General features: G+C 58.0%; 11 protein-coding genes and 1 rRNA gene. 2 read left to right on the forward strand and 10 right to left on the reverse strand.

Features of this window, described 5'->3' with window-relative positions:
- Positions 1 to 44: 44 nt before the first annotated feature.
- From ACOYXG_RS22415 to ACOYXG_RS22445, 7 genes are all read right to left on the reverse strand, one after another.
- Positions 45 to 1,581: ribosomal RNA gene (locus ACOYXG_RS22415) — 16S ribosomal RNA — on the reverse strand.
- 553 nt (positions 1,582 to 2,134) lie between these two features.
- Entirely contained in the window at positions 2,135 to 2,746 is a 612-nt protein-coding gene (gene msrQ / locus ACOYXG_RS22420) for a protein-methionine-sulfoxide reductase heme-binding subunit MsrQ (RefSeq protein WP_027614078.1), read from the reverse strand.
- Positions 2,746 to 3,759, reverse strand: a complete 1,014-nt coding sequence (gene msrP, locus ACOYXG_RS22425) for a protein-methionine-sulfoxide reductase catalytic subunit MsrP (RefSeq protein ID WP_027614079.1) — start codon at positions 3,757 to 3,759, stop codon at positions 2,746 to 2,748. The genes msrQ and msrP overlap by 1 nt, the downstream gene beginning before the upstream one ends.
- 63 nt (positions 3,760 to 3,822) lie before the next feature.
- Positions 3,823 to 4,680: a CDP-diacylglycerol--serine O-phosphatidyltransferase gene (gene pssA / locus ACOYXG_RS22430; protein WP_027614080.1), complete on the reverse strand. Its 858-nt coding sequence runs from the start codon at positions 4,678 to 4,680 to the stop codon at positions 3,823 to 3,825.
- 146 nt (positions 4,681 to 4,826) lie between these two features.
- Entirely contained in the window at positions 4,827 to 5,843 is a 1,017-nt protein-coding gene (gene ilvC / locus ACOYXG_RS22435; RefSeq protein ID WP_007959661.1) for a ketol-acid reductoisomerase, read from the reverse strand.
- A 48-nt stretch (positions 5,844 to 5,891) separates the two neighbouring features.
- On the reverse strand, positions 5,892 to 6,383 hold the full coding sequence (gene ilvN / locus ACOYXG_RS22440; protein WP_003205610.1) for an acetolactate synthase small subunit: 492 nt from the start codon (positions 6,381 to 6,383) through the stop codon (positions 5,892 to 5,894).
- Positions 6,384 to 6,385: 2 nt separating this feature from the next.
- A complete protein-coding gene (locus ACOYXG_RS22445) occupies positions 6,386 to 8,110 on the reverse strand; it encodes an acetolactate synthase 3 large subunit (RefSeq protein WP_027614081.1) in 1,725 nt (574 codons plus the stop codon).
- A gap of 399 nt (positions 8,111 to 8,509) precedes the next feature.
- Here ACOYXG_RS22445 and ACOYXG_RS22450 point away from each other — a divergent pair, with 399 nt between their 5' ends.
- Positions 8,510 to 8,926, forward strand: a complete 417-nt coding sequence (locus ACOYXG_RS22450) for a DUF4124 domain-containing protein (RefSeq protein WP_460354054.1) — start codon at positions 8,510 to 8,512, stop codon at positions 8,924 to 8,926.
- Between the two features lie 109 nt (positions 8,927 to 9,035).
- On the opposite strand, the gene ACOYXG_RS22455 is transcribed toward ACOYXG_RS22450, so the two are convergent.
- From ACOYXG_RS22455 to mrcB, 3 genes are read right to left on the reverse strand one after another with little or no spacing between them, the layout of a single operon-like run.
- On the reverse strand, positions 9,036 to 9,371 hold the full coding sequence (locus tag ACOYXG_RS22455) for a YqcC family protein (RefSeq protein ID WP_460354056.1): 336 nt from the start codon (positions 9,369 to 9,371) through the stop codon (positions 9,036 to 9,038).
- On the reverse strand, positions 9,371 to 10,126 hold the full coding sequence (locus tag ACOYXG_RS22460; RefSeq protein ID WP_460354058.1) for a tetratricopeptide repeat protein: 756 nt from the start codon (positions 10,124 to 10,126) through the stop codon (positions 9,371 to 9,373). The genes ACOYXG_RS22455 and ACOYXG_RS22460 overlap by 1 nt, the downstream gene beginning before the upstream one ends.
- A 16-nt stretch (positions 10,127 to 10,142) precedes the next feature.
- Positions 10,143 to 12,467 (reverse strand): penicillin-binding protein 1B, encoded by a 2,325-nt coding sequence (gene mrcB / locus ACOYXG_RS22465; RefSeq protein ID WP_460354061.1) that lies wholly within the window; start codon positions 12,465 to 12,467, stop codon positions 10,143 to 10,145.
- A gap of 116 nt (positions 12,468 to 12,583) precedes the next feature.
- Between mrcB and ACOYXG_RS22470 the strand changes: the two genes are divergently transcribed.
- Entirely contained in the window at positions 12,584 to 14,140 is a 1,557-nt protein-coding gene (locus ACOYXG_RS22470) for a bifunctional aminoglycoside phosphotransferase/ATP-binding protein (protein WP_460354063.1), read from the forward strand.
- The last annotated feature ends 70 nt before the right edge of the window (positions 14,141 to 14,210 follow it).

Below are 14,210 nucleotides of genomic sequence, written 5' to 3' on the forward strand. Positions count from 1 at the left end.
AAGCAATTCGTGTGGGAACTTATGGAGCAGCTGATGTCGTCGATTAAGGAGGTGATCCAGCCGCAGGTTCCCCTACGGCTACCTTGTTACGACTTCACCCCAGTCATGAATCACACCGTGGTAACCGTCCTCCCGAAGGTTAGACTAGCTACTTCTGGTGCAACCCACTCCCATGGTGTGACGGGCGGTGTGTACAAGGCCCGGGAACGTATTCACCGCGACATTCTGATTCGCGATTACTAGCGATTCCGACTTCACGCAGTCGAGTTGCAGACTGCGATCCGGACTACGATCGGTTTTGTGGGATTAGCTCCACCTCGCGGCTTGGCAACCCTCTGTACCGACCATTGTAGCACGTGTGTAGCCCAGGCCGTAAGGGCCATGATGACTTGACGTCATCCCCACCTTCCTCCGGTTTGTCACCGGCAGTCTCCTTAGAGTGCCCACCATTACGTGCTGGTAACTAAGGACAAGGGTTGCGCTCGTTACGGGACTTAACCCAACATCTCACGACACGAGCTGACGACAGCCATGCAGCACCTGTCTCAATGCTCCCGAAGGCACCAATCCATCTCTGGAAAGTTCATTGGATGTCAAGGCCTGGTAAGGTTCTTCGCGTTGCTTCGAATTAAACCACATGCTCCACCGCTTGTGCGGGCCCCCGTCAATTCATTTGAGTTTTAACCTTGCGGCCGTACTCCCCAGGCGGTCAACTTAATGCGTTAGCTGCGCCACTAAGAGCTCAAGGCTCCCAACGGCTAGTTGACATCGTTTACGGCGTGGACTACCAGGGTATCTAATCCTGTTTGCTCCCCACGCTTTCGCACCTCAGTGTCAGTATCAGTCCAGGTGGTCGCCTTCGCCACTGGTGTTCCTTCCTATATCTACGCATTTCACCGCTACACAGGAAATTCCACCACCCTCTACCATACTCTAGCTTGCCAGTTTTGGATGCAGTTCCCAGGTTGAGCCCGGGGATTTCACATCCAACTTAACAAACCACCTACGCGCGCTTTACGCCCAGTAATTCCGATTAACGCTTGCACCCTCTGTATTACCGCGGCTGCTGGCACAGAGTTAGCCGGTGCTTATTCTGTCGGTAACGTCAAAATTGCAGAGTATTAATCTACAACCCTTCCTCCCAACTTAAAGTGCTTTACAATCCGAAGACCTTCTTCACACACGCGGCATGGCTGGATCAGGCTTTCGCCCATTGTCCAATATTCCCCACTGCTGCCTCCCGTAGGAGTCTGGACCGTGTCTCAGTTCCAGTGTGACTGATCATCCTCTCAGACCAGTTACGGATCGTCGCCTTGGTGAGCCATTACCTCACCAACTAGCTAATCCGACCTAGGCTCATCTGATAGCGCAAGGCCCGAAGGTCCCCTGCTTTCTCCCGTAGGACGTATGCGGTATTAGCGTTCCTTTCGAAACGTTGTCCCCCACTACCAGGCAGATTCCTAGGCATTACTCACCCGTCCGCCGCTGAATCCAGGAGCAAGCTCCTCTCATCCGCTCGACTTGCATGTGTTAGGCCTGCCGCCAGCGTTCAATCTGAGCCATGATCAAACTCTTCAGTTCAAACATCTTTGGGTTTTTAAGAAACCCTAAACTTGGCTCAGCAATCGTTGGTTACATCTTTGATTTCTCGCGGAGTAACTTGTGATGCTGATAATCTTGTTGACTATCAGTCTGACCCCACAAGCACCCACACGAATTGCTTGATTCAGTTGTTAAAGAGCGGTTGGTTAAGAGCTTTCGTCTCAACCGAGGCGCGCATTCTACAGCAGCCTCATTTGCTGTCAAGTGATTATTTTCAGAAGTTTTCGAAGATTTCTTCAACAACTTCAACCACTTGCGCTTCCGATCTCTCGTTAGCGGGAGGCGAATTCTACAGCGTTACACGCTGCTGTCAACACCTCTTTTTCTCCGCTTTCGACCGAGAAGATCGAACCGTCAAAAGAGCCAAACATCACCGCCCTTTCAACTCCTTCCAGGCTTCGATGAACTGAAGCAAGCCGCCGTCGAAAACTGCGCAACTCATTGAATCTCAAGGAGTTTTCCGTTTCGACTGCGCCGGAAGTGGGGCGAATTATAGACTTCCAGAGTCTGCCGTCAACCGTTAATTTCAGTTTTATTGCAAAACCTGCTTTTTAGTCAGCAAACGCGGGATTCGACGCGCAACCGCAGGTACACGCATCAGTAAAAGCACCGCACCTATAAAGGCATAGATCGCCCACTCCTTGAGATCAGCACGCACGACCCACAGCATATGCAGCAATCCCAGCCCGAGAATCACATACACCAACCGATGCAATTTCTTCCAGCGCACACCCAAACGGCGCTGACTGTAGCGATTGGAAGTCACCGCCAACGCCAACAGACCAAGGAAACCCAACGTCCCCACAATAATGTACGGCCGCTTACGCAACTCCACGCCCAACTGCGACCAGTCGAAGCCGAGGATAAACGCCATATAGCTGAACAAATGCAGAACCACATAGGCAAAACACCAAAGTCCCAACTGACGGCGCACAGCAATCCAGCCCGCCCACCCCGTCAATTTCTGCAACGGCGTCATGCTCAATGTAATCAACAGCAATACCAACGTCCCCAGCCCCAATCGATCAACCAGGACTTTGCCAGGATCCGGCCCGAGCAAATCGGCGAACGCTTGATAAAACCAGAGCAATGGCCAAATCGCCGCAGCGATAAAAACGCCTACACGCCAGAACGGATATCGCATCAGTAGTTCTTCCGCAGATCGAGCCCTGTATATAAAGAAGCGACTTCATCCGCATAGCCGTTGAACATCTGTGTATCACGCACATTCGGCTTGAACAGACTGTTCGGCAGACGCCGCTCCCGTGCCTGAGTCCAGCGCGGGTGATCAACCGTCGGATTCACGTTGGCATAAAACCCGTACTCATCTGCCGCGATGCTCTGCCAGGTAGTTTTCGGTTGCTCGCTGACCAGACTTATACGCACGATGGACTTCACACTCTTGAAGCCGTACTTCCACGGCACTACCAGGCGCAGCGGCGCACCGTTCTGATTCGGCAACTCACGGCCATACATGCCAACCGCCAGAATCGCCAGCGGACTCATCGCCTCGTCCAGGCGCAGGCCTTCTACATATGGCCAGTCGATCAGGGCGAAACCTGAGCGCTGACCCGGCATGCTTTTGGGATCCTGCAGAGTCTCAAAGCGAATGTACTTGGCGTTGGAGGTGGGTTCGACCTGTTTGAGCAGCGCAGAGATCGGAAAGCCGATCCACGGGATGACCATCGACCACGCCTCAACACAGCGAAGGCGATAGATACGTTCCTCCAACTGGTACGGCTTCATGAAGTCTTCCAGCGCGTAACGCCCGGGCTTACCCACTTCCCCATCGACGACAACGCTCCACGGCTCGGTTTTCAGCGAACCGGCATTGGCCGCCGGATCACCCTTGTCGGTGCCGAACTCATAGAAGTTGTTGTAATGGGTCGCGTCTTTATAAGGCGTGATCGCCTCATCCTTGACGTTGACGGCGCCCCACTTGGTAGAAGGGAGCTTCTCAGCAAACCAGGCAGGCGCCCTGCCCGGCTCGACATCGACATAACGCGACGCATCCCCGGCAGTGGCCCAACGCGGCAGGCTGCTCACGGCGATACCGGCAGCGGTAGCTCCGAGCAATTGGCGACGAGAAAGATAAATGGATTCAGGCGTGACATCCGACTCATGGCAGTCGGACGCTTTGGGGATTTTGATCAGCATGGCAACTCCGCAGTTTTGGAGGACAGATGCACCCATAGACTGCGGAGTATGCGGGAAATTACATCATTCGGCGTTTTTGTGACGACGAAGACGCAACAGGTATTGCACAGGGCCGGAAGCGGCGTAACCGAGGAACACCAGCAGTAGAATTCGCGGTGGATCGCTGAACACCACGGCGAACACCAGCACCACGGCGAGGATCGCCACGAACGGCACGCGCCCCTTCAAGTCCAGCTCCTTGAAGCTGTTGTACTTGATGTTGCTGACCATCAACATGCCGGCAGCCGCCACCATCAAGGCGACCAGGAACGACATCTTCGAACCCTGAATGCCGTAATCGCTGAACGCCCAGACGATACCCGCCACCACGCCTGCAGCCGCCGGGCTGGCCAGACCAATGAAATAGCGCTTGTCCGCCGTACCGACCTGGGTATTGAAACGCGCCAGACGCAATGCTGCACCGGCGACATAGATGAAGGCGACCATCCAGCCGACCTTGCCCATGTCGCCCAATGCCCAGCCAAAGGCCAGCAGCGCCGGCGCTACACCGAACGCGACCATGTCCGACAACGAGTCATACTCGGCGCCGAAGGCACTTTGCGTATTGGTCATGCGCGCTACACGGCCATCAAGACCATCGAGCACCATGGCCACGAAAATCGCGATCGCGGCGAAGGCGAAATACTTGCTCGCATTCGCAGAGTCACCGGCGCTCAAGGCAGCCTGGGCACTCATCGAGTTGATGATGGAATAAAACCCTGCGAACAGGTTCGCAGTGGTGAATAGATTCGGCAGCAGATAGATACCACGATGCCGGACTTTACGGCCTTCCGCGTCGTGCCCTTCCTCGACATGTTCATCGATGGGCAGCAGGCTTTCGGCGTCAGAAGCCTGGTTCGGCTCTTCGGGACGTTCGCTCATGGACATTACCTTGCAACGGTTTGGAAAGTTTCGACAGGTGCCTGTGACGACGGTTCGGCCACAAACGATGCAGCTTTATACCAGAACCATCGGTTTCAAACGAAAAAACGCGGCCGAGGCCGCGTTTTTCGTACAAGGATGACGACTTAGTTTTTGGCTTTGTCGACGATCTTGTTGGCACCGATCCACGGCATCATGGAGCGCAGTTGCTCGCCGATGATTTCGATACCGTGAGCGGCGTTGTTACGACGCTTGGCGGTCATCGAAGGGTAGCCGGTCGCGCCTTCGCTGATGAACATTTTGGCGTATTCGCCGTCCTGAATACGTTTCAGGGCATTGCGCATGGCCTGGCGGGATTCGGCGTTGATCACTTCCGGGCCGGTCACGTACTCGCCGTATTCAGCGTTGTTGGAGATCGAGTAGTTCATGTTGGCGATACCGCCTTCGTACATGAGGTCAACGATCAGCTTCAGTTCGTGCAGGCACTCGAAGTAGGCCATTTCCGGCGCGTAGCCAGCTTCAACCAGAGTTTCGAAACCGGCTTTCACCAGCTCAACGGTACCGCCGCACAGTACGGCTTGTTCGCCGAACAGGTCGGTTTCGGTCTCGTCCTTGAAGGTGGTTTCGATGATGCCGGTGCGACCGCCACCCACGCCAGCTGCGTAGGACAGTGCAACGTTTTTGGCGTTGCCCGAAGCGTCCTGGTAGATCGCGATCAGGTCAGGGATACCGCCGCCCTTCACGAACTCGGAACGCACGGTGTGACCCGGCGCTTTCGGCGCGATCATGATCACGTCGAGGTCGGCACGCGGAACAACCTGGTTGTAGTGGATCGCGAAACCGTGGGAGAAGGCCAGGGTGGCGCCTTTCTTGATGTTCGGCTCGATTTCGTTCTTGTACAGCTGGGACTGGAATTCGTCCGGGGTCAGGATCATGACCAGGTCGGCGCCGGCAACAGCGGCGGCCACGTCGGTCACTTTCAGGCCGTGAGCTTCGGCTTTGGCAACGGTAGCCGAACCTTTACGCAGACCGACGGTTACGTCGACACCGGAATCTTTCAGGTTGCACGCTTGGGCGTGGCCTTGGGAACCGTAACCGATGATGGCAACTTTCTTGCCCTGGATGATCGACAGGTCGCAGTCTTTATCGTAGAAAACTTTCATGAATTTCCCCTATATATCCAGGCCGTTCAGGCCATTCGCTAATTTGGTTTAGATGCTGAGTACTTTGTCGCCGCGGGCAATGCCGGTCACGCCGCTACGGACGGTTTCCAGAATCGATGCGGTGCCGATGGACTGAATGAAGCTGTCGAGCTTGTCGCTGGTACCGGTCAGTTGAACGGTATACACGCTGGCGCTGACGTCGACGATCTGTCCACGGTAAATATCGGTGGTGCGTTTGATCTCGGCGCGCTGGGCGCCAGTGGCCTTGACCTTGACCAGCATCAGCTCGCGCTCGATGTGAGCGCTTTCCGACAGGTCCACCAGCTTGACCACTTCGATCAGCTTGTTCAGGTTTTTGGTGATCTGCTCGATGATTTCATCGTGGCCGACAGTGGTCAGCGTCAGACGCGACAGCGTCGGGTCTTCGGTTGGCGCCACCGTCAGGCTTTCAATGTTGTAGTTGCGCTGCGAGAACAGGCCGACTACGCGAGACAAAGCGCCGGGTTCGTTTTCCAGAAGCAGGGAAATAATGTGCCGCATGATTAAGTACGCTCCGTCTTGCTCAGCCACATATCGCGCATGGAGCCGTCTTTGATCTGCATCGGATAGACGTGCTCGCTGGTATCGACCGAAATATCGATCACCACCAGACGATCTTTCATGGCGAACGCCTCTTCCATCTTCGACTTCAAATCCTTCGAATCGGTGATGCGCACGCCGACGTGACCGTAGGCTTCAGCCAGTTTGACGAAGTCAGGCAGCGACTCCATATAAGAGTGCGAGTGGCGGCTGCCATAGCTCATGTCCTGCCACTGACGAACCATCCCCAGAACACCGTTGTTCAGGATGACGATTTTCACCGGCAAGCCATATTGCAGGCAGGTCGACAGCTCCTGGATGTTCATCTGGATGCTGCCTTCACCGGTGACGCAGGCAACGTCGTCATCCGGGAAGCTCAACTTGATGCCCATGGCCGCCGGGAAACCGAAGCCCATGGTGCCCAGACCCCCGGAGTTGATCCAGCGGTTCGGCTTGTTGAACGTGTAGTACTGCGCCGCGAACATCTGGTGCTGGCCCACGTCGGAGGTGATGAAGGCATCGCCCTTGGTCACTTCGCACAGGGTCTCGATCACGGTCTGCGGTTTGATCAGGCTGCCGTCGCCCTTTTCATAAGGAAACAGGCCGCGATCACCACGCCACTCATCGACTTGCTTCCACCAACTGGCAACGGACTCCTTGTTCGGGGTCTCACCGATTTCCTTGAGGATCGCGACCATTTCGGTCAGGACGCTCTCCACCGGGCCAACGATTGGCACGTCGGCCTTGATGGTCTTGGAGATCGAAGCCGGGTCGATGTCGATGTGGATGATCTTGGCGTTCGGGCAGAACTTCGCCGCGCCGTTGATCACACGGTCATCGAAACGCGCGCCGACAGCCAGGATCACGTCGGCATGGTGCATCGCCAGGTTGGCGGTGTAGCTGCCGTGCATGCCGAGCATGCCGATGAACTGCCGGTCGGTGCCAGGGAAACCGCCCAGGCCCATCAAGGTGTTGGTCACTGGCAGGTTGAGCATTTTCGCCAGTTCGGTCAGCGGTGCGGAACCGTTGCCGAGGATCACGCCGCCACCGGAATAGAGCACTGGGCGTTTGGCTGCCAGGAGCATTTCTGCCGCCTTGCGGATTTGCCCGGAGTGGCCGCGGACGGCCGGGCTGTAGGAACGCAGCTTGGCTTTTTTCGGGAAGATGTATTCGAACTTCTCGGCCGGGTTGGTCATGTCTTTCGGGATATCGACCACGACCGGGCCCGGACGACCGGATTGCGCCAGGTAGAAGGCCTTCTTCATGACTTCCGGGATTTCCGAGGCGTGCTTGATCATGAAGCTGTGCTTCACGATCGGCCGGGAGATACCGATCATGTCGGTTTCCTGGAACGCGTCGGTGCCGACCATGGTGCTTGGCACCTGACCGGAAATGATCACCATTGGAATCGAATCCATATAGGCGGTGGCGATACCGGTGATGGCGTTTGTGGCGCCAGGACCTGATGTCACCAATACCACGCCGGCTTTACCGGTGGCACGGGCATAGCCGTCAGCCATATGGGTAGCCGCTTGTTCGTGACGAACCAGGATGTGGGTCACTTCCGGTTCTTTGAACAGGGCATCGTAAACATGAAGAAGAGCACCACCCGGGTACCCGTAGATATATTTGACGCCTTCGTCACGCAAGAAGCGGACGAGCATCTCACCGCCAGATAAAAGCTCCACGTTGTTCACCTCTAAAACGCCAGAATACCGTCCACACAAAAGGGGCGGGTCTTAATAGGTTTACTTCTCGGCAGAGCATGAGCGACGGTGGTCGCCGACTACGTCAGCACTGACTGAGCAAGTATTGGGATCGTCCCAAGTGTTGCGGGCCTTTCCCACCCAGCGCGAGGTAACGCGTTGCGGGTGTAACAGGTCGACGCGGATATGCGCCTCATGATCTACCGAGTGGGTCTGCTTCTGGCAGTCCCTCTACAGCGGACTTTGGATTCTTCTGTTTCGCCCTCTCCAAGTCAAGCCGTCAATGTGCTTAATTGTGGGTAAGCACATGAGAACGCAAGAAAAAACCTGAAAACAGCTACTCTGTTAGCGTCAATTGCGCAATTTTGCCAAGGAATCAGCATGCGAACGCTTCTGTTAACTCTGCTGATCGGCCTCAGCCCCTGGTGCTCGGCCGCTCAGATCTACAAATGGGTAGATGCCCAGGGCGTCACGCACTTCGATGCGCAGCCACCGCAAGGGCTGCCGGCGACGACTGTGCAGACGCCCTCCTCGCCCCCAACGAAACCTGCCGCCATGCCTGGCAGTGGTGCGCTGGGCGATCAGAAAGCCATCGACGACAAGGTGAAGAAACAGGTGGCGGAGCAGCAGGCGCAGCTCAAGGCATTTTGCGAACAGGCACGGACGAACCTGGCGCAATTGCAGAACAATCCGCGGTTGAGGGAGGAAGTGGAAGGACAATTACGGCGGCTGGATAATGCGCAGCGGCAGGAGCGCATTGTCGAAGCGCAGAAGCAGATTGCGCAGAACTGCGAATAGACACCTGTAGGAGCTGCCGCAGGCTCGGGCCGCGATCGGACGATCTTTTGATCTTTGAAACCAAGATCAAAAGATCGCAGCCTTCGGCAGCTCCTACAGGGGACCGGCACTAGCGCGAGGCGGTAATCAGCAGGTCAAACTCTTTGAGCAGCACCTGCAGCTGTCGATCCTTGCCCTGCAGATTGCGCTGGGCGAAGACCATTTCAGCCATTTCCTGAATGCCCGAGGCGTTGGGCAACGGCAGATCCTGCTCAAGGATCATCTTCATCCGCGGCAGGAAGATCCATTGCAGCCATTGCTCGAAATCCAGCGTGTCGACCGAAAACGGTTCGACACTGCTCAGGGCTTCGACCGATGGCTGAACGTCATCCCACCAACCCTGCGCGCGCAGTTCACGCTCGATCAGCAGCAACTGATCGGCGATTTTCGGGAAACGGGAATCCATCACAGCGAAACCTTGGCCTTCTGACGAGCCAGCGCTGCGCCGGCGGAATCGCCTTGTTTCTCAAGGGACTGCGCGATGATCTCCCACAGGTTGGCCTGCAAGTCCGGACGACCGTTGGCCATGGTCAGCGCACGACGGGCGAACTGCTCGGCCTGCGGCGCGTCACCTTGAGCCATGCGTACTTGCGCCAGACGATAGAGCACTTGCGGCTCACGCGGGGCAACGCGTTGAGCGCGCTCCAGACTGGAAGACGCACCGTTGAGGTCGCCACCGGCCTGCTGCTGTTGCGCAGTGGTCAGCAAGGCGAGCACCGGGCCATCGAGCTGTTCGTCCGCCGACAGACCACCGCCACTGCTGGCCGAAGGAATCCCGCTTGGCGTCGAAGGCATGCTGTAGCTGCCGGAGTTGATCGGTGCCGACTCGACCGGCGACGGGTTGTACGGCCCCGCAGTGATACCGCCGGAAGCCGGGCCCGGAACGATCGGCGAGGAGCTGATCGGCGCCGATGTCGTGGCGCCACCACCCGGCACCATCACCACCACACCGGTATCGCCTTGCGGGATGGCCTGGGATTGCGCCTGGCCCTGGACTGGGCGTTTGACCGTCGTCTTGCGGAAACCGCCGTTGGCCGACAGCCGTTCGCTGTTGGATACGGCTGTGCCGGAGTCCACCACCGGGATCGAACCACGCTGCACGGTAGAGCAGCCGCTGAGCAAAGCCACGGCAGTCACCGCTGGAATCAACCACTTGTTCACTTGAAACCCTCTTTGCTTAATTCATCCAGCCCTTGACCCAATCCATCACCGACTCCGGCGAGGCAGGCGTTTCGCTTGCACACGCGGCGCCGGGTGGCGGTTCGCTGCCGCGAATATACGGCATCTGCACCGCCCCCGGACAGTTGGCATCGGAGCCTTGCCCGGTACGCGAATCGACCCACGCCTGCACGATGTTGTCCGGCTGTGGCATGTCCAGCGGCAGCGGATCGGCCTTGCGCATGAAACTGGTCCACACCTGCAGCGCACCGGTTGCCCCGGTGAACGGAGTTTTGCCGTTGTCGTCGCGACCGAGCCAGACCACCGCCAGCAGATCCTGACTGAAACCGGCGAACCAGCTGTCACGCGAATCGTTACTGGTACCGGTCTTGCCGGCCAGCGTCAGGGTCTTGGGCAGCACGTTGTAAACCGAGCTGCCGGTACCTTCACGCATCACCCGCTGCATGGCGTTCTGGATCAAGTAGATGGACGCCGGATCGAAACGCTGCTCGATCTGGAACGGATAACGCTTGAGTGGTTCGCCCTCGGCGGTCAGCACACTGCGAATCCCGCGCATCGGCGTATTGAAACCACCGTTGGCGAGGGTCTGATACATGGTCGCCACTTCGATCGGGGTCATGCCGCCAGCCCCGAGCAGCATCGACGGGAACGCCGGGAATTCCCGGGTCACGCCCAGACGCGCAAGGGTCTTGAGCACATTCGGCACACCGACTTCCAGACCCAGGCGCGAGGTCGACAGGTTGTACGAATGCGCCAGCCCTTGATAGAGGAAGACTGTGCCGTGGGAGCGACGGTCGTAGTTCTGTGGCTTCCACACCTGGCCGTCCGCGCCTTTGATCGACAGCGGATCATCCGACAGCCAACTGGTCAGCGTGTAACGGCTCGGTTTTTCCAGTGCGGTCAGATACACCGCTGGCTTGACCAGGGAACCGATCGGCCGCACGGCGTCCAGCGCCCGGTTGAAACCGGCGTAACTGGCCTGACGACTACCGATCATCGCCTGCACTTCGCCGGTTTCCGGGTTGGTCACGACCATCGCCGCTTCCACGTCATCGGAGCCCTTGCGTCCAGCCAGCCGTTTGAAGGTGTCATTCACCGACGCTTCGGCCTTCATCTGCAGAATCGGGTCGAAACTGGTGAAGATCCGCAAGCCTTCTTCGGTCAAGTCCTCGTCGCGATAGTCTTCGCGCAACTGGCGTTTGACCAGATCGATAAAGCCCGGGAACGAGCTGTCGGCAAGCTTGCCGCGCGTGGTCACGCCCAAGGGCATTTTCTTCGCCGCTTCAACCTGTTCGGCAGTCGCCACGCCTTGCTGCTCAAGCACGTCGAGCACCAGGTTACGCCGCTCCAGCGCACGCTCGGGGTTGCGGCGCGGGTTGTAGTAGGACGGACCTTTGACCATGCCGACCAGCAGCGCGACCTGATGCAGCTTCAGCTCGGAGAGTGGCTGACCGAAGAAGAACTGACTGGCCAGACCAAAGCCGTGCACGGCACGCTGACCGTCCTGGCCGACAAAGACTTCATTGAGGTAGGCCTCAAGGATTTCCTTTTTGTCGTAGTGCAGCTCCAGCAGCATCGCCATCATCGCTTCAGTGAGCTTACGGCTCAGGCTGCGCTCGTTGGTCAGGTAGAAGTTCTTCACCAGTTGCTGGGTCAGCGTACTGCCGCCCTGGGTCATCTTGCCGCCAGAGGTGTTGACCCAGATCGCCCGGGCAATCGATTTCGGCGACACGCCCCAGTGGCTGTAATAGTCCCGGTCTTCCACCGCGATCAAAGTATCGAGCAGGTACGGCGGCACCTGATCGAGCTTGATCAGGATGCGGTCTTCAAGGTTTTTCGGGTAAATGCCGCCGATCATCAGCGGCTCAAGCCGCACCACGGACAATTTACCGCCGTTGAGCCCGGAGAGCTCGGCCACATAGTCGCCAGAGAAACGCACGCGTACTGGCTGGGCTTTTTCCAGGCCTTCATAGAACTGGAAGCCGCGGGTATTCAGATCAACGGTATTGCCGTTGACGGCGGCAGCGCCGGGGCCATTGCTCACGGCTTCGCGGCGATAGCCCAGGGCATCGAGTTCGGTGAGGAAATCGACCTTGCTCAGCTTTTGTCCGACGAACAGCTCAAGCGGACGCGCGTATACCTTGGCCGGGATGGTCCAGCGCTTGCCGGAGAACTTCTCCTGCACCACGGCATCGAGGTAAACGGCGAAGCCGGCCAGCACCACAAGGCCGACCAGGCTGAGTTTAATGGCCCAGCTCAACCACGGGCTGAGGCCCTTGGAGACTGGTTTTTTCTTGGTACGGGGGGATCGAGTTCGAGTCATGGCGGCGGATTATACGCACTTTATTCATACTCAACAGGAGCGCTCCGAGGTTTGCGTCAGGCTGGCGAGCGGCCATAATGGCGACCTCGAATTTCCCAGTCTCTGAAGGATCGCCCGTGAGCCAGTCCCTGATCGCTGCCCTGCAAAACCCGGCCCTCTACCCGCACCCCGTCGAAGGGTTCCAGGTCATCGAAACCCATATCTCGTGGGTGATCCTCACCGGCCCGTTTGCTTATAAAGTGAAGAAGCCAGTGAATTTCGGCTTCCTTGACTTCACCGGCCTCGAATCCCGCGCACATTTCTGTGCTGAAGAGCTGCGCCTGAACCAGCGTCTGACCGACGATTTGTATCTGGACGTGTTGCCAGTGACCGGCAGCGTTGATGCGCCACAACTGGGTGGTGACGGCCCGGTGATCGAATATGTGCTGAAGATGCGTCAATTCCCGCAGACCGGCCTGCTCAGCACGCTGCAGGCCAACGGTGAGCTGACCACCCAGCACATTGATGAAATGGCCGAGCAGATCGCCAAATTCCACCTCAGTGCGCCAAAAGTCCCGGCCGACCACGAGGCCGGTACCCCGGACAGCGTGATGGCCCCGGTGCGCCAGAACTTCGAGCAGATCCTGCCGTTCCTCAGCGACAAAAATGATCTGCTGCAACTCGAGGCCCTGAAAGCCTGGGCCGAGAGCAGCTTCGATCGTCTCAAGCCACTGTTCGCCCAGCGCAAGGCCGAGGGATTCACTCGCGAATGCCACGGCGACATCCACCTGGGCAACGCCACAGTCATCGACGGCAAGGTGGTGATCTTCGACTGCATCGAGTTCAACGAACCATTCCGCTTCACTGACGTCTGGGCCGACACCGGTTTCCTGGCGATGGACCTGGAAGACCGTGGCCTGAAATCCCTCGCCCGCCGCTTCATCAGCCAGTACCTGGAGCTGACCGGCGACTATCAAGGCCTGGAAGTGCTGAACTTCTATAAAGCCTACCGCGCCCTGGTTCGCGCCAAAGTCGCGCTGTTCAGCATGCCGGCGGACGCCACCCCGGTGCAGCGCGCCACCACCCTGCGCCAGTACCGCAACTACGCCAACCTGGCGGAAAGCTACAGCACCATTCCTTCGCGCTTCATGGCCATCACCCACGGCGTATCGGCTGTCGGCAAGAGCCACGTGGCCATGCGTCTGGTCGAAGCGCTGGGCGCGATTCGCCTGCGTTCCGACGTCGAGCGCAAGCGACTGTTCGGCGAGCAGACCGTAGCCAACGACGTGCAGGCCGGGATTTACAGCGCCGATGCCAGCGCCGCCACTTATGCCCGCCTGCATGAGATTGCCGGAGTGATTCTGCACGCCGGTTTCCCGGTAGTGATCGATGCGACCTACCTCAAGCGCGAGCAACGCGACAACGCCGCTCAAGTCGCCGAGGCCACCGGCACGCCGTTCCTGATTCTCGACTGCAACGCACCGCAAGCCGTGATCGAGAGCTGGCTGGCGATTCGTCAGGCCGACAAAAAGGACCCTTCCGACGCCACGCTGGCCGTGATCGAGGCCCAGCAAGCCAGTCGCGAAGCCCTGACGCCAGAAGAAATCCTGCGCAGCAAACGCGTGCAAACCAATGAAAGCGGGACGCTCGACACCGTTGTGGCGCAGATCCGCCAGCGTCTGCCGGGCCTGTAAGAAACTATTTCGGCCGTGAAGCCCTAGCTTGCTTCACGGCCGTCAAATAGTGGCACTATACTGGCGTCAT

It is taken from the genome of Pseudomonas sp. G3-39 (genome assembly GCF_054790485.1).

Bases quoted from the DNA above. Each gene is read 5' to 3' on its own strand.
- msrQ (WP_027614078.1), bottom strand. From the start codon at position 2,746: ATGCGATATCCGTTCTGGCGTGTAGGCGTTTTTATCGCTGCGGCGATT.
- msrP (WP_027614079.1), bottom strand. From the start codon at position 3,759: ATGCTGATCAAAATCCCCAAAGCGTCCGACTGCCATGAGTCGGATGTC.
- pssA (WP_027614080.1), bottom strand. From the start codon at position 4,680: ATGAGCGAACGTCCCGAAGAGCCGAACCAGGCTTCTGACGCCGAAAGC.
- ilvC (WP_007959661.1), bottom strand. From the start codon at position 5,843: ATGAAAGTTTTCTACGATAAAGACTGCGACCTGTCGATCATCCAGGGC.
- ilvN (WP_003205610.1), bottom strand. From the start codon at position 6,383: ATGCGGCACATTATTTCCCTGCTTCTGGAAAACGAACCCGGCGCTTTG.
- ACOYXG_RS22450 (WP_460354054.1), top strand. From the start codon at position 8,510: ATGCGAACGCTTCTGTTAACTCTGCTGATCGGCCTCAGCCCCTGGTGC.
- ACOYXG_RS22455 (WP_460354056.1), bottom strand. From the start codon at position 9,371: ATGGATTCCCGTTTCCCGAAAATCGCCGATCAGTTGCTGCTGATCGAG.
- mrcB (WP_460354061.1), bottom strand. From the start codon at position 12,467: ATGACTCGAACTCGATCCCCCCGTACCAAGAAAAAACCAGTCTCCAAG.